Origin of the sequence: Companilactobacillus paralimentarius DSM 13238 = JCM 10415 (genome assembly GCF_001434985.1) — a bacterium.
GTDB lineage: Bacteria > Bacillota > Bacilli > Lactobacillales > Lactobacillaceae > Companilactobacillus > Companilactobacillus paralimentarius.
In genome coordinates this window covers 1-17314 of record NZ_AZES01000060.1, presented here as the reverse complement: position 1 = coordinate 17314, position 17314 = coordinate 1, and the positions used below count along the sequence as shown (strand labels likewise).

At 32.7% G+C, this 17314-nt stretch carries 16 protein-coding genes and 1 pseudogene; 10 read left to right on the top strand and 7 right to left on the bottom strand.

The genetic code is table 11. From position 1 onward, the window contains the following. Nucleotides 1-121 precede the first annotated feature (121 nt). Together FD33_RS06285 and FD33_RS06280 are read left to right on the top strand one after the other, a co-directional pair. Nucleotides 122-775, top strand: coding sequence for an HD domain-containing protein (locus FD33_RS06285; protein WP_056955845.1), 654 nt, complete (start codon nucleotides 122-124; stop codon nucleotides 773-775). Nucleotides 776-791: 16 nt separating this feature from the next. Next, on the top strand, nucleotides 792-1313 hold the full coding sequence (locus FD33_RS06280) for a phosphatidylglycerophosphatase A family protein (RefSeq protein ID WP_025086406.1): 522 nt from the start codon (nucleotides 792-794) through the stop codon (nucleotides 1311-1313). Between the two features lie 139 nt (nucleotides 1314-1452). Here the strand turns inward: FD33_RS06280 and FD33_RS06275 are convergent, their stop codons facing one another. Then, on the bottom strand, nucleotides 1453-1878 hold the full coding sequence (locus FD33_RS06275; protein WP_034544574.1) for a universal stress protein: 426 nt from the start codon (nucleotides 1876-1878) through the stop codon (nucleotides 1453-1455). 797 nt (nucleotides 1879-2675) lie between these two features. Continuing rightward, nucleotides 2676-4271 carry an ATP-binding cassette domain-containing protein gene (locus tag FD33_RS06265; protein WP_056955844.1) on the bottom strand — a complete coding sequence of 532 codons (1596 nt, stop codon included), beginning with the start codon at nucleotides 4269-4271 and terminating at the stop codon, nucleotides 2676-2678. A gap of 246 nt (nucleotides 4272-4517) precedes the next feature. Here FD33_RS06265 and FD33_RS06260 point away from each other — a divergent pair, with 246 nt between their 5' ends. Then, nucleotides 4518-4994: a hypothetical protein gene (locus FD33_RS06260; RefSeq protein WP_235806956.1), complete on the top strand. Its 477-nt coding sequence runs from the start codon at nucleotides 4518-4520 to the stop codon at nucleotides 4992-4994. Here the strand turns inward: FD33_RS06260 and FD33_RS06255 are convergent. After that, complete coding sequence (locus FD33_RS06255; RefSeq protein WP_051564318.1) at nucleotides 4991-5773, bottom strand: TraX family protein; 783 nt, start codon at nucleotides 5771-5773, stop codon at nucleotides 4991-4993. The genes FD33_RS06260 and FD33_RS06255 overlap by 4 nt on opposite strands. 125 nt (nucleotides 5774-5898) lie before the next feature. Between FD33_RS06255 and FD33_RS06250 the strand changes: the two genes are divergently transcribed. Continuing rightward, the gene (locus tag FD33_RS06250; RefSeq protein ID WP_025086140.1) at nucleotides 5899-6654 is read left to right on the top strand and encodes a potassium channel family protein; all 756 of its coding nucleotides are present in this window, start codon (nucleotides 5899-5901) and stop codon (nucleotides 6652-6654) included. Nucleotides 6655-6696: 42 nt separating this feature from the next. On the opposite strand, the gene FD33_RS06245 is transcribed toward FD33_RS06250, so the two are convergent. From FD33_RS06245 to FD33_RS06235, 3 genes and pseudogenes are all read right to left on the bottom strand, one after another. Next, nucleotides 6697-7446 (bottom strand): methyltransferase domain-containing protein, encoded by a 750-nt coding sequence (locus FD33_RS06245; RefSeq protein WP_056955843.1) that lies wholly within the window; start codon nucleotides 7444-7446, stop codon nucleotides 6697-6699. Nucleotides 7447-7476: 30 nt separating this feature from the next. Next, nucleotides 7477-8994, bottom strand: a complete 1518-nt coding sequence (locus tag FD33_RS06240) for a glycoside hydrolase family 1 protein (protein ID WP_056955842.1) — start codon at nucleotides 8992-8994, stop codon at nucleotides 7477-7479. Nucleotides 8995-9006: 12 nt separating this feature from the next. Beyond that, nucleotides 9007-10881 (bottom strand): annotated as a pseudogene (locus tag FD33_RS06235) (PTS beta-glucoside transporter subunit IIBCA). 397 nt (nucleotides 10882-11278) lie between these two features. Between FD33_RS06235 and FD33_RS06230 the strand changes: the two are divergent. Next, on the top strand, nucleotides 11279-11764 hold the full coding sequence (locus FD33_RS06230; protein WP_056955841.1) for a TspO/MBR family protein: 486 nt from the start codon (nucleotides 11279-11281) through the stop codon (nucleotides 11762-11764). Nucleotides 11765-11966: 202 nt separating this feature from the next. Next, nucleotides 11967-13463: a hypothetical protein gene (locus FD33_RS06225; protein ID WP_056955840.1), complete on the top strand. Its 1497-nt coding sequence runs from the start codon at nucleotides 11967-11969 to the stop codon at nucleotides 13461-13463. Nucleotides 13464-13512: 49 nt separating this feature from the next. Here the strand turns inward: FD33_RS06225 and FD33_RS06220 are convergent, their stop codons facing one another. Beyond that, entirely contained in the window at nucleotides 13513-14127 is a 615-nt protein-coding gene (locus FD33_RS06220; protein ID WP_025086246.1) for a hypothetical protein, read from the bottom strand. A 364-nt stretch (nucleotides 14128-14491) separates the two neighbouring features. On the opposite strand from FD33_RS06220, the gene FD33_RS06215 reads away from it, so the two are divergent. From FD33_RS06215 to FD33_RS06200, 4 genes are all read left to right on the top strand, one after another. Then, nucleotides 14492-14773, top strand: coding sequence for a M48 family metalloprotease (locus FD33_RS06215; protein ID WP_156407830.1), 282 nt, complete (start codon nucleotides 14492-14494; stop codon nucleotides 14771-14773). 63 nt (nucleotides 14774-14836) lie between these two features. Beyond that, on the top strand, nucleotides 14837-15211 hold the full coding sequence (locus FD33_RS06210) for a hypothetical protein (protein WP_025086248.1): 375 nt from the start codon (nucleotides 14837-14839) through the stop codon (nucleotides 15209-15211). A gap of 18 nt (nucleotides 15212-15229) precedes the next feature. After that, complete coding sequence (locus tag FD33_RS06205; protein ID WP_025086249.1) at nucleotides 15230-15700, top strand: hypothetical protein; 471 nt, start codon at nucleotides 15230-15232, stop codon at nucleotides 15698-15700. Nucleotides 15701-15906: 206 nt separating this feature from the next. After that, a complete protein-coding gene (locus FD33_RS06200; RefSeq protein WP_025086250.1) occupies nucleotides 15907-17046 on the top strand; it encodes a tyrosine-type recombinase/integrase in 1140 nt (379 codons plus the stop codon). The last annotated feature ends 268 nt before the right edge of the window (nucleotides 17047-17314 follow it).

Sequence of the window (17314 nt, the reverse complement as noted above, 5' to 3'; positions counted from 1 at the left end):
CACTTGGATTCAATTTATTTTGTCCAAGTGGCTAACTTGTTATTGAAATTTTCGGTATTATTTTAAATACAAACCCTTTTGTGTGACAATATAGTTATTCATTTAAAGAGGGATTGATTTGATGACAGACGAAGAAAAACTAAGTGCCATTCGTAAGTATTCATTTAATAAGATGAAACAAGACACAACTGGTCATAATTTTGATCATATCCAAAGGGTTATTAGGACTGCTAAACAAATTTTGAAAAAAGAGCCTGCCGATCATCTGATTACGCTGGCCGCGGCCTACTTACATGACGTAGCTGACGATAAACTAGTCTCTGATCCAGCTAAATTAGAGAAAGAAATCTATGATTTCCTAAAGGGTTTGGACATGACTGATGAACAAATTAGCGAAATCCTCTATATTACTCACAATTTGTCATTCAGCAAGTCACTAGACAATCCTCCCAAATTATCTTTAGAGGGACAAATCGTACAAGATTCCGACCGACTAGACGCTATTGGTGCCATTGGTATCGTGAGAGCTGTCTATTATGGAGGGAACAATTCCGAAACTATCTACGATCCAGCTATCAAACCGCGTGAAAAAATGACAAAAGCTGAATATCGTAATTTAAACGACGAAACTATTATCAACCATTTTTATGAAAAATTGTTAAAATTAACTGCCATGATGAACACTCCTACTGCTAAAAAAATTGCCCAAGGGCGTCATCAATATATGCTGGATTTTCTAGATGAATTTAAAGCTGAATGGGATGCAAATAAATAATAAGGAGATTTTAATTTTGGTATCATTTGAAGAACAAGACAAAGAATATTTTGAACATATTATTAGAAACTTAAACGATCGTGGTGTGCAATTAGATGACATTGCTGAAATTGTTATTTTTTTGGAAAAAGATTACATTCCCGGTCTAAATACCGAAATAGCTATTCACGCCATCAAAAAAGTGTTACATAAACGTGAAGCACAAAATGCTATTATGACTGGTATCGAATTAGATGTTCTAGCCGAAAAGGGGCTACTATCTGGACCTATGCAACGTATTATGCGTACTGATGAGTCAACTTATGGTATTGATGAAAATATGGCTATTACTTTAGCTAGTTTGTATGGTTCCGTTTCCGTTACTAACTACGGTTATGTCGATAAATTGAAACATGGAATTTTGGCCAAACTGAACGATAAATCTACTGGAAAAATCAATGTCTTTTTGGATGACCTAGTTGGTGCTATCGCTGCTGGTGCCTGTGGTTGGTTAGCACATAATGAATCCACTGTTCAAGAAATGTTAAAGAATAAATGATTCGCATTTAATATAAAAATACAGCACTTATTCAGAAATATAATGCACACGACTTTGAGTCTCTGTACAATATATATTTCCCAATAAGTGCTGTTTTAATTACCTGAAATGAGTAAAAATATATTCGATGCTTAATTTCCTAATCAACCATTAAAACATTAGTTTTTGAATGTTCTGAAACATAACGTGTTACTGATCCGACAAAGGCACGCTCTAAGGCGTTTAAACCTGTTTTACCCATAACGATCAGATCGATTGTTTTATCTTTAGGAAAATGAGCTAGTTCTGAGCGAGGTTCGCCATTTAAAAGTTCTACCTGACAAGCCAAGCCGGCTTTCTTCACGAGGTCTTCAGCTTTTTGTAGGTCGGTCTTAGCATCTTCTTCTAAATCATGAGTTAGTCCAGGAGCGTATGAGACACCTACATTCACTGGTAAATTAGCCGTATTAACGACTGAAACTAAAAATAGTTTCGAATTAAATTGTTTAGTTAAGGTAATTGCGGCACCCAGGGCATCATATGAATTTTTACTTCCATCAATAGCTACAAGAATTCGATTAAACATGATTTTAGCACCTCCTAACAAGACATCTTGATATCTTTAGCTAGATTTTACCAAGTTCAGGAATAATTAACATTTTTAACCTATTTACATATCGGATACTTGTTACAATCAGAACAAATAATGGTAAGAAGTTCTCAACAAAGCTGATGAAAAGTATTCATTACAAAGATTTTTTTGATTATAAGTATAATAGTTATTATTTTATTTATTTTTTATATAAACGTACTTTTATCTATAAGTTGTAATATAATAAGTTTGTTGGAAGAAACCCAAAATATGCAATAATATTATATTCTCAATAGTACAATCCTTCTATAGAATAATTCTTCTAACTTAACGGCACTGCTCCTCGGCAGTGTCTTTTTTTAAGCTCTAAAATAACTAGTTTTCCTTTTTCTGGATATAATAGTTAAAAAAATTAGGAGTAATAATTGAAAAAACATCTAAAAAAGATAATTAGGTTAAACATCTTTTTCACTTCGGCAATGATTATTTGCGATTTTTTTATTGTTCATCCGCATACGAATGATAGTAGTTTTGTTGTCCATCAAGTGTCCGCATCCAATCAGATGAAAATCAAACATAAGCACAATAATGTTCATTCAGATGAAGAACAAGAATTCAGTAACATATAATTAAAAAAACAGCCTTTATTAAGTATTCAAGGTATATCTTCCTTTACTTGAATCTCTTAATAGGGGCTGTTTTTGTCTTACTAAACTAAATTATTTTACAAGATTACGTATTAAACATATTTATTTCAAGAAATATAAGTGAAACACTATCTGGTCTCTTTCTTAATTTTGTAGTGTCAAACCGGTATTACTCAATTCATAAACCCTGTCATAGAGTTTTTTTACCTCATCCGGAATATGATGATCTACTTCAATTACGGTTAAAGATTTATTATTCAGAATTGACTCATGAATTGAAGTTGCTGTTTCAGGATCTAGTGATGCTGTCCCCTCATCAATTAGTAGCAATTGGCGATTAAAGTACAATGCACGAGCAATTTCAATCCTCTTTAATTGTCCTCCAGAAAAATTATGTCCATTTTCATTAATCTGCATTCGTAACGATGTCTCATTGGCAAACTCCTCCAATCCTGATTGCTTTAAAGCAGTAATAACCTTTTGATCATCGGCAGTATCATCTCCTAAAGTAATATTATTCTTGAGACTATCTTCAAATATAATCGGTGTCTGCCCTACAATTCCAAAATTATTATAAGAATCAACTTGTGAGTAGGAATGATTATTGAATAACAATTTTCCAGTGGTTGGTTGCAGTTCTTGAAGGATCATTCGAATTAAGATTGACTTACCAATTCCTGATTTACCACCTATCAAAATTTTTTCACCTTGAGTTACTGAAAAAGATACATCATGGAAAACTTGTTTTTGATTGTAATTAAAACTGATATCATTGGCCGATAATTTATTCATTACCACCGCTTTCTCAGTTGAAGCAATAACCTTAAGCGGTTTCAACTGATGAATTTTTGTACGAATACTCTTCGTACTGCTGATAGTATTCCAACTAGTGATGATCTGATTAAAACCGTTTAAAATCCAAGATGATGAATATTGAATTGCCACAAATTGAGCTAAGGTTATCCTTCCAGTAATGGTAAAATAAATCCCCAAACCAATAGGCAAGTACGAAAAGGTGGAGAAAAGCATCCCAATAACACTGTTAGATAAAGCAATCTGATTTTTCAAACTGGCATTAGAGGATTCCATTTCAGAAATAGAACGATTCATACGTTTTGAAAAACCACCAGTTACATTATAGCGGCGTAATAATAAAGCTCCATGTAGTAAATCTTTAACTGTCGATGACAAAATTTGATTATTTTGAGACCAAGTATCAGTTTTTGCTTGAATCGATTTAGTAAATAATTTTGGAGCCAAAGTAGGTATGATCATAAAAAGCAAAAAAATAATGGTGATATAGACGTTACTGTAGAGCGCATATGTTAGAGTCCCTATAGTCATCACAATTGAACCCAACAACGCAAAAATCTGTCGCCAATAGTTATCCTCTAACAGTTTTAAATCATTCAGAAAGAAAGATAAGTTTCCTGATTCAAAATTCTCCTGTTCTTCTGTAACATTAGCCATCTTACTTATTAGAAAGTTTTCCTTCAATTTACTATTAATTAAATAAATATTTTTATTTACAATTACACTTTTTGTATACCCCAATACTGCAAAAACAGCATAACCTAAAATAATTAAAGTTACTGATGGTATGATTAAACTCACCGATTTTTTGCTGATCAAGTAAAAAATATAAGAATAAGTGATTGTATTGAAAGGTATCTCTAACCCCGCTAATAAACTAAATATAATGGCTAAACAAAAATACGAACGATTAATATATTTTTTCATTAGAAATCATTCCCTTTAGTAAAAATAATTTTAATAATTGTAACACTAACAGAATTAACATCAAACCAAGATTAAGCTTATAAATTACATTCTTTTTATTTAATAATAATTAGAATAAATTTAATATTCAATTATATTATCTTCGAATAGCATGATGTATACAAATCGGTTATAATTTAGCAAAATATTTCGGGAGAATATATGAAAAAGCGATTATCACTTATTTTAATAGTTATATCAATCTCAATGTTCACAAACATAGTTACACCAGTAACAGCAGCCACAGATACTACTGACCATTATGACGAATTTCGTGCACAAAGATTTTTCAATAAGATCAAAAAATTTAACAAAAAGCTTAATAAGCATCTAAATAGTAAAACAGAGTTAGCACTTCACAGGCTTAAAGTTGATTCTAAATCTACTACTAGAAAATCGGAAAATCTAAAAATTTATTGGACAACTTTTATTAAACGTATTAATTACTTAAAAAATGATCAAATTGAGGTCTATGTTACTGAAGAATTCAAAATTCTTCCACACAAAAAAAGAGTACAAATCATTGAATCGGTTCAACAATTGGTACTCACATATTTGGATAATTTTAAAGCCGTAACTCCTTCTAGATATTCTGAAGGTCTCGCAACCACTATCTTTTGTGACGAAAATCACCTCGGACGTTCACTCTTTTTAGATAATAAGAATTTTAAATGGAACGATTAACGGTACAACAGGCTAGCTAATAAGTGTATAAGCCACAGATGCAATGGATAAAATAAATAGAACACATATTTTAATTTTTTATCGTACTTACCCAATTTTCCATTATAAAAAGTTAATAGTGGCACAATTAGAATAAAAAAGGTATCACTGGCATTCATAGCAATACTGTCAAATAACATCAATAGATCAGTCGTTCCTATCGATAAGGCTATTGGTAATTCAATAGTCGCTATAACTAACATCAAAGCTAAATAACTCAAATTTCTTCGTTTAATATTTTGATGTGTTATTTGTGTTATCAACATGAACGGGAAAATAATAAAGCTCCCCTCCAAAATAGGTATGATTCCTATCATAACCAAAATAACAGAAACGGCTCTCAATAGTCGTTTCTGTTTTTGTTTCTGACGGTTATCCCAAAGACAAACAATAATTGCACCAACAAAGAGTGTTAGAAAAATGTTGTCTCCTGTAATGGACATTGCGTAATCTTTTCGTAAAACAAATAAATTCATGAGGTAATTTCCTAAGGCCATCAAAATACCCCAAATACCTAAACGAAACAGATAATCTCTACGACTATACGTATAATGTAGTCCTTCAACTACCAAATAAGCAAAACCAACCGCTACTACTCTAGTAATAAGATGGAAAACATCCGCTAAATACGGTGAAATAAAATAACTAATGTGGTCTAAAACCATTAACCCCATTAACAAAAATTTAAATGTGTCTCGATTCAGCGCCTTGTGTGTGATATTGGGTGTGAATTGTCGCATATATTAATCTCCTTGAATTGATAAATTTCATTATCCAGAAATTTATTTTTCCTGTAAATACATCTAACACAACTGTTAGTGCTATATTACAAATTAGTAAGACTAAATGGAGATGAATTGAGACCATGAAAAAGTTTCATAAATTTTTGCATTCAAATGGATATTATTTTGTCATTGTTCTAGCAGGACTACTCTCACTTATTATTTTAGTATTGAGCTACATTCCTCACTTTGATATCTCACGCTCACCCTATATTGAAATCGACATTGCAACCCTTTTAATCTTCTGTTTCGATTATTTTGGACGTCTCTATTTAGCTAAGGACAAGGGGGATTTCTTTCGACACAACATTCTCGACCTATTAGCAATTTTGCCTTTCAATACTATATTTAATGCCTTTCGAATTTTCCGTGTAGTCAATGTACTTCGTTTCGCTAAAGTTTTTACATTGATCCGTTTTATTGGAACTGCTGGGAAAATGCAAAAAAATGCTAAAAAGTTCTTACGGATCAATGGCTTTATTTACTTAATCATTATCTGTGGAATCGTCTTAGTTACAGCAGCCATTTCTTATTCTCTAGCCGAAAATGTTTCCTTAAGTAATTCATTTTGGTGGGCCATTGTGACCGCTTCTACAGTCGGTTATGGCGACGTTGCACCTACTACACTTGTTGGTAGAATTTCAGCTGTCTCCTTGATGATCATTGGTATCGGCTTTATCGGAACTCTCACTAGTACAATTACCAATTACTTCACTCAAGAAACTTCCGAAAGAAGTGATGATAAATTGGATCAAATTTTAATTAAATTGGACAAGATAGAAAAAGAGAATCATGAATTACATCGTGAAATTGATGAACTAAAGAAACGGAAAAAATAGAGGTATGAATTTTGATAAGAAAATTCATGCCTCTTTTTTATATTATTGCTTACTTGCAACAATCAAAAATCGATCTTCGTACGTATCAATCTGTCCAGTTTGGTCAATGATATTTTGCAATTCATAGAGTTTTGACAAATTATCTCTTACATCAAAGTTAGGAAACTCCCATGGAATAACTGTCGCATAATAAACAACAGCTCCTACATCAAAGAACGACATTTTAGAGAAACTAACATCTGACTTCAATACTTTTAGTCCCACCTTTTGACAAGCAATTACATTATTAACCAAGGTATTGTCAGGATAAGCTGGTTGATAATCATCCCTAAAGAAACGAGATAAGAAAAAATTGTTAGTGGCTCCAACTTGCTCAGTTACAAACATTCCTGACTCTTTCAAAACACGACTAATCTCTGGTACTGGCATGGCACCATGACAATTAGTTACAATATCAAATTTATTATCCGGGACTGAATTAAGATTCTCGGTTGGATCTTCATAAAGTGTCACACCACTAGGAACAACCTTTTGCTTGAGAAATTCAATATTGGAATCCCATCCTTCAGTTATATAGGTTCTTTGAGAATCGTGTTGAAAACTGGTCATCAGTTCACCACCACCTGTATCCATATCTAACCAAATGTCAGTTGCTTGCAAATATCTCTGGACAATTTTGGAATAATTCCAAGGCAGTGATTCATTTTTCCACCGACCATCCAAATGCTCAAAGTTCCAACCTTGCATTGCTTGATTGCCTTCTTCAAGCCAAGTTTCTTCTGCTGTCTTCATGATCAAACACTACCTTTTTATTAATTTATTCTAACTAACAGCTGATTCATTCACATGCGTTAATGGTTCATCAAAAAAAGACATTGGGATCTTATTTCCAAAGGATAACAATTTTTTATACCAATAATAACTGTCTTTTCTATAACGCTTGTAAGTTCCATTACCTTCATCATCCAAATCTACATAAATCAATCCATAACGTTTGGAAATTTGATTAGATGAAGCAGAAATCATATCGGTAGTACCCCAGACACAGTAGCCAATTAGTTCAATTCCATCTTCAACTAAGGAAATTAGCATTTGATGAATGTGATCTCGTAAATAACAAATACGATAGTCATCGTGAACTTTTTTATCACTCATTAAGACATCTGAAGCACCCAGACCATTTTCTACAATAAATAGTGGTTTTTGATACCTATCATAAAGTTTAATTAATGAAAGTCTCAAACCAATCGGATCAATCTGCCAACCCCATTCACTTTCAGGAAGATACTTATTATAAACTCCATTGATTCGATTAGCCTTAGTTACCTGTAAACCACTTGTATCATAGGCTGTGCAAACCGATGAGTAATAACTAAAAGCAATAAAATCGGCCGTATTTCTTTTAATTAGATCCGCATCCTCTGCTTTTTCTTCGATTTTAATATCTTCTTCTTTTAACTTCTTCAAAAGATACTTAGGATATTGACCTCTAATTTGGATATCACTAAAAGCATAGACATTTCTCATGATTTCAGTAGCTCTCAAAACATTTCTTGGATCACTATTGTATGGATAGACCATTGTACTAGTGATCATACAACCAATCTTTAAATCAGGATAAGTTTCATGACAATATTTGATGATTCTTGCCGAAGCCACAAATTGGTTGTGCATTGCTTGATAAATAACATTTTTAAAATTTTTATTAGGGAACCGATCTTTGATTAAACCTGCTGATGAAAACGGATGACGGATGATGCTGTCAATTTCATTAATAGGAATCCAATATTTTACATAATCGTGTAAATAGTCAATGACCGTTTTGGCAAATCTGTCAAAGAAACCAATCACACGACGATCATACCAGGCGTCGTAATTCAAAACTAAATTCAAAGGAATTTCATAATGCGACAACGTCATAATTGGTTCAATATTGTACTTATTCATTTCTTTAACTAGGTCTAGATAATAATCTAGCCCGGCTTGATTAGGTTCTTGGTCATCACCATTGGGAAAAATTCTGGCCCAACTGATTGAAAATCTAAAAGCCGAAATACCCATAGCGGCCAATTGCTTAATATCTTCATGATAATTATGATAGAAATCTACACCATGGCGTTTAGCCCAATTTTTCGTCGAAAGATCAGACATGGCTTCTTTAACTTGTCTACTACTTATTGAATTAGTAGCTTTATAATTAGTGACATCCAATTGGGGACGATATCTTAAACAATCAGCAATTGACATTCCTTTACCGTCTTCATTCCAACCACCTTCCACTTGGTTGGCAGACGTAGCAACTCCCCATAGAAAATCAGGATCAATCTGATAACTTTTCATAAGAGCCTCCTACTACGCTAACATCAACAAATTGTTATTTATGGTAACCTCCTTCTCCACTTCAGGAATTGGTGATATTTCTAGGAAATCGCTACTATTGAGTACAATAACCATAACTGTAGGGTCATACCCCGATTTCTTAATACCTTCAACATCAAATCTTAATAATTCCTGACCAGCAGAAAATCGTTCACCTTTTTGAACTAATGTTTAAAAATACTTTCCCTTTAATTCTGCCGTGTCAATTCCTATATGAATCAACAGATCAGCATTATTATCTAGGTGAATCCCGATGGCATGTCCGGTTGCAAAAGACGCTACCACCTTACCATCGGTTGGTGCAATCACTTTTCCAGAATTAGGAATAACCGCAATTCCTTTACCCATAATGCCACTGGAAAAAGTTTTATCATTAACTTTACTCAAGGCAATTACTTTTCCTTCAACAGGACTCTTGAGTGTTTGTTTTGCATTAGTTTGTTTATTAGCGTTATTTTTTTCAAATTTAAGATCCGGATCATCTACCGGATCCTCAAACCCAATCAACCAAGTAGCCACAAAAGTTACTAAACTGGAAACTACAATTGTCATAATTGCGGGTAATATGAAGTTCTCAGTCTTCGAAACCCACATAGGCAAACTCAGCAGACCAGGTGTGACATAAACAAATGCCTTCATTTTCATAAATCCGGCAAATATTCCGGCAACAGCGCCACCAATCATGGCACCATACATTGGCTTTTTTAATTTTAAATTAACACCAAACATTGCCGGTTCAGTGATACCACCTAAATACGCAGTAGCACTGGATGACAAGGCCAAACTTCTTAATTTTTTATTTTTAGTTTTTAATCCAACTGCTAAATTGGCGGCTGCTTGAGACATATTTGAACATAAAGCTGCTACTCGAACAATTGGATCGTAACCTTTAGAGATCAACAATTGAATACTAATTGGACTCAGGGCCTTGTGAACTCCCATCGAAACTAACCAGGGATAAAGACCAGCTAATATTGGGATAGCAATCATTCCCACACTGTTATATAAAAACATACTGCCATTGGCGATACCTTTAGAAATTAAATTAGCAACAGGACCAATGATTAAAAAAGTCAGCGGTGCTGTAAACAGGATGATTAACATTGGTTCCGCAAATACCTTAATAACGTCAGGAGTAACTCTTTTAACGATTTTCTCAATATAGGACATAGCCCATACTGACAAGATAGCGGGAATAAAGGTTGAAGAATACGATACTAAGTCGATTGGTAATCCTAAAAAATGTATTGGCTTACCAGCAGCTACCATCGCTACCCAATTAGGATTAACTGTCACTAATCCGATAAAAGCTCCCAAAATTTGATTGGTTTTAAAAACCTTGGCGGCAGAGAATCCAATAAAAGCTGGCATAAAATAATACCCAGTGTCAAATATCAGATTCAGCATAATATAAGTTTGGCCTTTGGATGATAATACACCCATCAGATTTAGAACTAAAAGCAGAACCTTTCCCATTCCTGCCCCCGCCAATAAAGGAATTGCCGGAGAAAGTATTCCTGTAACCGTTTCAATCAACTTGTCCACTGAACTTTGCTTCTTTGAGAGTTTCTGAGGATTATACGAATTATTAGACACATCGTCAAAATCTAACATATCAATTAACTTGTTATAAACGTCCTCAATATGTCCTCCAATGACAATCTGATACTGTCCGGCATGTTTAACCAGTTGCAGGATTCCTGGAATATTTTCGATTTTTTTATCATCTGCTTTTGATTCATCATATAAAACAAATCTCAACCGTGTAGCACAATGAATAACAGATTTGATGTTTTCTTTTCCACCCACACCTTGAATAATTTGCTTATCCATCTGTTCATATTCCATGATTTTCACTCCCGAAACTATACATAACATAGTGATATTTTCACGGTAACAATAATCTTTTAAATGCTATTCCTTCAAGTAATACGCATAATACAATTCACCAAATATTTTTAATCTTTACACAAAAAAGCCTACTCAGTCCTCATCAAACTAAACGGACTAAGTAGGTTCACGTAGTTCCTACATGTTTCCAAAGTGATCCCAATCACTCATTTACTATCCAATTCGTATTTATGATAGCGCTTGCTTAGATTAGAATCAATTATTTATTACTCCACCATTATGAAAAAATCATCTATTTCTAATGCTCCTTTACTTGCAAATATCAAATTGTTCTTTCCTTGTAAATTTACTCCTCAATTTAATACAATTAATAAAAACTTAGAGGAGGCGGATCATGGAAAAGTTAGGTATCAAAAAAGGGATATTCTCTTTAATAATCTTTATAGTCATCGTTGAATTGTTGGGGAGCTTATCTTCAGCTTTTGCTGGTAACATAAAACTCAAATATAATGTATTGAATCTACCACCATTGTCGCCACCAGACTATGTTTTCGGTATTGTTTGGTCGATACTCTATTTTTTAATTGCGGTCGCAGGTTATCTAATTATTTTCTCAAATCGGGCTCCTAAGCGTGTGAAAACAGTATCATCAATTCTCTTTTGGCTACAACTACTTCTTAACTTTATTTGGTCAATTGTTTTCTTCAATGAACATTACATTTGGGGATTAATAATAATTTTAATATTAGATATTGTCGTTTTTCTGTGTATCGTATTTTTTAGACGGATCAATCGGCTTGCCAGTAACTTACTAATCCCTTATCTAATTTGGATATTATTTGCTACATATTTAACAATTGGTGTAGCTATATTAAATTAATAATTAAATAATGTCGAATAATTAATTTTAAGCCTTTAAGAAAATAATAAGTTCAGTGTACAAAAAGACATCAATAAGCAAATATTGATGTCTTTTTATATATTTATTTAAGCAAAATTATTTATAACTTATTGAAAACTTATCATCCACATCATAATATATACATAAGCTATGGGTTTTAAACTGGGGTGAGTGTTTATTCATGAATAGGTCTTTCAAATTTCATCTAAATAATAAAGTTATTTTTTCAATTTTATACTTATATTTTCTCATTACGTCATTCTTAATTATTCCAGCTGGTGACGATTTCTTTTGGTGGGGCAAGCCGGGACACTATTTACTAACACATCATTTCTATGGATTAGACTCTTCATTTGGTGGCAGCTCTAATGGACGTTATTTAGGTAACCTTTTAGAAATTTTAATCATGCACAGTTCAATTTTTGCGGCAATCTTTTACGCTGGTATCATTACGATCTTTATTTGGTGTTTATGGTACTTAACTGGCCGTACTAGAGTATCTTTGACTATGGCATTAGCCTTCTTTATCACTTTACAGTCTGGTTATATTCAAAGTATTTTCATGTGGTTTGCTGGATTCGTCAATTATTTACCACCGATTACCCTACCATTGCTCTACTGTATCATGTTCAAAAAGTATATTAAAACCAATTACAGTTCGCCTACAGCTTTTTTCTTTCTCATGTCATTTATAGGTGGTTTATTTGTCGAACACATGACGCTTTATCAAATTTTTGTCGGCCTTCTATCTATATATTTCCTTAAAATTTGGAACAAACGTAAGAATAATAATTTATCAAAAAATATTGTTTATGCATATACACTTGGTGCCGTGTCCTCTGCGATTTTCATGTTTGTCAATCCAGCCTATTACTTCAGTAGAAATGAATATCGCAAAGTTTCATTTTCACTGGACAAATACTTTGAAAGTTATGTTAATACGACACATTTTTGGATAATCACTTTTAATTATTTTATTATCACTCTAATCTGCTTATCATTGATTATTATTGCTTTAAAAGAAGTCAAAAGTAAGCGAATTCAATATTTTATTATTATTTCCGCTGTCTTCTTTATAATTTACTATTTATCAGTTAATTTATATCTCAAGTTGAATTGTAAAATTAACTATATTAACTATCAATTTTTTCAAGTAAATCATAAGCTTGCTTTAATTGATGGCCTATTTGGAATACTATTTTATCTTTTCTTAATTGCGTCCACGTTGTTAGTCCTTAAAAATTATGACACTTATTTTTATTTGTTTAGCACAGTTGCCTTATTCATTCCTTTTTTATTCATCTTGTCACCGATCTTTATTCGTGAATATTTTAGTTCATTTGTCTTTTTGTATATTCTAGGAATTATTTATGTCAACAAAGCCATCGCAATTATCGACATGACCACTTTGACTCATAAAATTTTTAAAATCATTATGAGTGGAATTGTTCTTTCCTACGCATTAGTGATGTTCATGATGATTGCTAATTATCAATCCAATATGAATAGAGTTAAAGATCCCGATTTTCTCTACACGGCTAAGACTTTAGAGCACAAAGTTCCGTACCCTGCTTTTGTTTCACAAAATGATGAGTTAATGATGCAATCCCCTGTTTATTGGGATAATCGCTTGAACTACAAACTTAACGATTACTTTTATAACGGTAATTATAAATAATATTCAAAAGGCCGTATCTCTATATGAAATACGACCTTTTTGAGTACGTCTAGTAACTTGCAGTTACATTAATATCTTCAAGACTTAACCATTGATTATTGCCAATTCTATAGGCCACAAAATTCAATGGTATACCTGAACCATAAGAATAGTATCTGTCTGTTAACCATGAACTATTAGCAGGTAAGGTTTTATCTGTCTTATGTCCATAGGAATCATAAATAGGTGCATTAACGCCATTTTTCACAGTAATCACTTTAGCATCTGATGGTGGATAATTATCTACTTGTCCCGGTAAATTTTGAAGTCTTACTTCAAATCCAAAAGCTGTTCCATCGGAATTATTTGCCATCCATTCGTTTGTAGCAACTCTATAAAAGGTCGCATGAGTTCCATCAGCTTCTACACCATTGTAAACTTGCTTATCTGTTGCCCATGAAGATGATGGCCCCAGAACTCTATTACTAATTATTCTAAAAACCCCATCGTTACCTTTTGCATAGAGCTTAACCATACTATCTCTAGTGTTAATCACTGTTTTATAGCTACTCTTACTAGTTTGATATGTATCGGTTTCAGCCGCTTGTACAGATTGTGACTTAATACCAAATAACATAAAGAGACTTAAAGAGAGAAAAAAGACGATTTCTTTTTTCATTTTCATATTTCAGCCCTCCTATTGTAAGCGATTACATTCTATGATGGTTTACTAAAAAATTCAAGAATTAATAAAAAAAGAGACCCCTTTTTTAAGGGCATCCCTTCTTTTACACACTCATCCGTACAATATGTACTTCAAATAATTATTTAATTCTAATAAGGAGAGTACAGTCATGAGCTATGGTGGTAGAGAAATACCACCAGAAGAATTAGAAATGATTAGACGTATCTTAGATGGGGGAAAATAATATATGGGTGATGTTACAACATATTTGCTCAATTACGCATTATATCACCACATAGGATTTGAATTACTTAATGGAATAGATTCAGACTGGCCCTCTTTAGCTATACCGGAGCGAAACATGATGTTCATTAATACGAATTGGTACAAGCAAGAAGAATTACCAATGATGGTAGCTCATGAAATTGGTCATATGCTCAACGGTGATACTTGCTACATGTATGACCACTCAAATACTGGAAAGATTAGTTCTGAGGGAGCTGCTAATAGGGTAGCAATCGATTTACTACTACAGTATTGTCGTGATAATGACATCCAATTTAATAACTACATTATGTTCCTTCAACAATTCTGCATTCCTCTAAGATACGAATATATAGTAAAGAAGAAAATGGTAATGAATTAGCTTTTAATACATCCCTTTTTGATATACTTAAATTGATTAAATATATCTTATGGGGGAAACATAATGTTTTTTATACTGTTAGTAATACTTGCGGTTGCATTAATAGCAATTCTTTTTGCTAATCTTAGTAAAGACGACAAAAATAAGCCTGATCCACTAATTGATTTTCATCCACATTGTATTAGGTGTGGATATCCATTGCTTCATAATGAAACCACTTGCCCAAAGTGCGGAATACAAGTACAAATTTCGCCAGAAGAATTAGGTAAGCAGCAGAGAATATACTTAGCAAATAACAACGCTTGGGGTAAAGCTGCCAAGAGTTTACAATCGGCTAGTGATAGCTTAAATAAAACTGGAAGCAATATGTCACATATAGGATGTATGTTAACTATATTCATTACGATACCAATATTAATTATTTTGTATTTCATTTAATACTTTGGGGGAAATATTATGAAGAACTGGTCTAAGAAGAAAAAAGTTATTGTATGTATTTTATCTACACTGGTTGTGGTCCTTGTAGGATCATACCTATTTTATAGCTTTGCGCCATTTAAGAAATATGGTGATACACACGTTACTATTGACCAATACAATACACTATCAGATGAACAACAGCTGGTTGCAAAAATAAACTATGGCTATGAATATTATTTAGCTCAAGTCACAGAGGATAATCCTAAGACACTTCCAGATAGTAAAATATACGGTGATAGTGGATTCCCTGAATTTTCAATTAATGCTGAACAAAAATTAGCCAAACAAGCTAACGCAAAAGGCAATGGAAATATCGGAAGTACCTTGTTAAATCAGGTTGATGATGAGATGACCGGTAATTCTGATTTAAGTTATTCTCAAACGGGAACTGCTTTAGATAATTTTGGCGATCAAATTGAATCCATTGAAACTGTTGCAATCCATTGAAACTGTTGCAATAATTGCTCTTAATAACAAAGGCATCTATTCCAAGGATAAATCTAAAAACAAAAAGATTAGTGCTGAGTTTAGATTACGTGTTGAAAGAGATATTAATAATCAGTACGAATAATCGGCTAAACAACAAAAATAAATCTAAGTCTCAAGTAGGCTTATTTATTTTTGCCCAAAAACGACTTAAAGAGGTCTTTATTATGGCAACGATAGAAAAGCATGGTAAATCTTATAGATACAAAATTGGTTACCAAGATAAACAAGGCAATAATAAAAGATATGTTAAGGGTGGTTTCTCTACCAAAACAGAGGCACGTCACGCCGCAGAAGAAATGGAAATACAAATGCGTCATGGATCTAGTCTTGATAAACAAGATGTTACTATCAATGATTATTATAAAAAATGGGTTGAAGTATATAAAAAGCCAAACGTTGGCTATTCTTCCATGAACCGTTTTAACAATATTGCGGAAGTTATAGATAACTACTTCCCTGATACAAAAATAACTGACATATCTAAAATGGACTATCAAACATTTATGAATGACTATCAAAAAACGCGTTCAACGGTCACTTGTAAAAAAACTAACTCAATAATCCGTTCATGTATTCAAGACGCAATTGACGATCAAATCATTTATTCCGACTTCACTCGTAAAGTAACAATCAATGGTGCTCCCAGTAAAAAACGTGCAGTAAAATTTTTATCCATTGATAATTTTAAAAAATTAATTGATTATGCTGACAAAAACAAATCTTATTCTGCAATTACCTACTACTTGATTTTAACCGGTGCTTACACTGGATTGCGCTTTGAAGAAATCGGTGGTTTGACTTGGGATAATGTTAATTTTGAAAAGAAAGAACTATATGTTAAAAACATTTATGATTACCAAAAAGAAAAGAAAATTGTACCTAGGACTAAAACTCCTAGTTCTATTAGAACAGTTCCTATATTGCCAGAACTATCTATAATTCTAAAACAACTAAAACTCGAACAATCTAAATGGCAACTTGCTAACAAGTATCGTGATCCTGAAAATGCAGTTTTTAAATCATTCGACTGCAAGATTCCAAGTGATACAGGTTGTATTAAAACCCTTACTTTAATTCAAGATGAAATAAACATACCTCGTAAACAGCAGATAGCCACACATGGCCTACGTCATACCCTAGCCTCGTATCTATTGTCTAAGGGTGTTCAGATTAAATACGTTTCAGAATTGCTAGGACATAAAAATACAGCCATTACCATGCGTGCATATGAACATTTATTAAAAGAACAAAATATTGAACAGCAAGATAAAACTATTAATGCTTTAAATGAATTGTCTAAGTAAACGTTGATATAACAGTAATTGTCCCAAAACATGCTAGATTGGGACAATTGGGACAACTGTGGGACAATAGAATTTCTATTGCTAGAATATATTAGAAAATGTTTATATTTTTTTAAAATAAAAAAGTTTCCCTTATCCCTATTGTATCGGTACTTTTAGCGTTTTAAGGTAAAAAAATAGAACACTTAGAAGTGTTCTAAAATTGCTTATTTAAGGAGAGTACAGGATTTTAAAAAGCCTATATATCAGACCCTACTTGACATATGCG

Coding starts and splice junctions, on each gene's coding strand:
- FD33_RS06260 (WP_235806956.1), top strand. CDS start 4,518: ATGTTCACAAACATAGTTACACCAGTAACAGCAGCCACAGATACTACT.
- FD33_RS06215 (WP_156407830.1), top strand. CDS start 14,492: ATGTTCATTAATACGAATTGGTACAAGCAAGAAGAATTACCAATGATG.
- FD33_RS06240 (WP_056955842.1), bottom strand. CDS start 8,994: ATGAAAAGTTATCAGATTGATCCTGATTTTCTATGGGGAGTTGCTACG.
- FD33_RS06230 (WP_056955841.1), top strand. CDS start 11,279: ATGGAAAAGTTAGGTATCAAAAAAGGGATATTCTCTTTAATAATCTTT.
- FD33_RS06265 (WP_056955844.1), bottom strand. CDS start 4,271: ATGAAAAAATATATTAATCGTTCGTATTTTTGTTTAGCCATTATATTT.
- FD33_RS06225 (WP_056955840.1), top strand. CDS start 11,967: ATGAATAGGTCTTTCAAATTTCATCTAAATAATAAAGTTATTTTTTCA.
- FD33_RS06200 (WP_025086250.1), top strand. CDS start 15,907: ATGGCAACGATAGAAAAGCATGGTAAATCTTATAGATACAAAATTGGT.
- FD33_RS06245 (WP_056955843.1), bottom strand. CDS start 7,446: ATGAAGACAGCAGAAGAAACTTGGCTTGAAGAAGGCAATCAAGCAATG.
- FD33_RS06275 (WP_034544574.1), bottom strand. CDS start 1,878: ATGTTTAATCGAATTCTTGTAGCTATTGATGGAAGTAAAAATTCATAT.
- FD33_RS06220 (WP_025086246.1), bottom strand. CDS start 14,127: ATGAAAATGAAAAAAGAAATCGTCTTTTTTCTCTCTTTAAGTCTCTTT.
- FD33_RS06205 (WP_025086249.1), top strand. CDS start 15,230: ATGAAGAACTGGTCTAAGAAGAAAAAAGTTATTGTATGTATTTTATCT.
- FD33_RS06250 (WP_025086140.1), top strand. CDS start 5,899: ATGAAAAAGTTTCATAAATTTTTGCATTCAAATGGATATTATTTTGTC.
- FD33_RS06255 (WP_051564318.1), bottom strand. CDS start 5,773: ATGCGACAATTCACACCCAATATCACACACAAGGCGCTGAATCGAGAC.
- FD33_RS06285 (WP_056955845.1), top strand. CDS start 122: ATGACAGACGAAGAAAAACTAAGTGCCATTCGTAAGTATTCATTTAAT.
- FD33_RS06210 (WP_025086248.1), top strand. CDS start 14,837: ATGTTTTTTATACTGTTAGTAATACTTGCGGTTGCATTAATAGCAATT.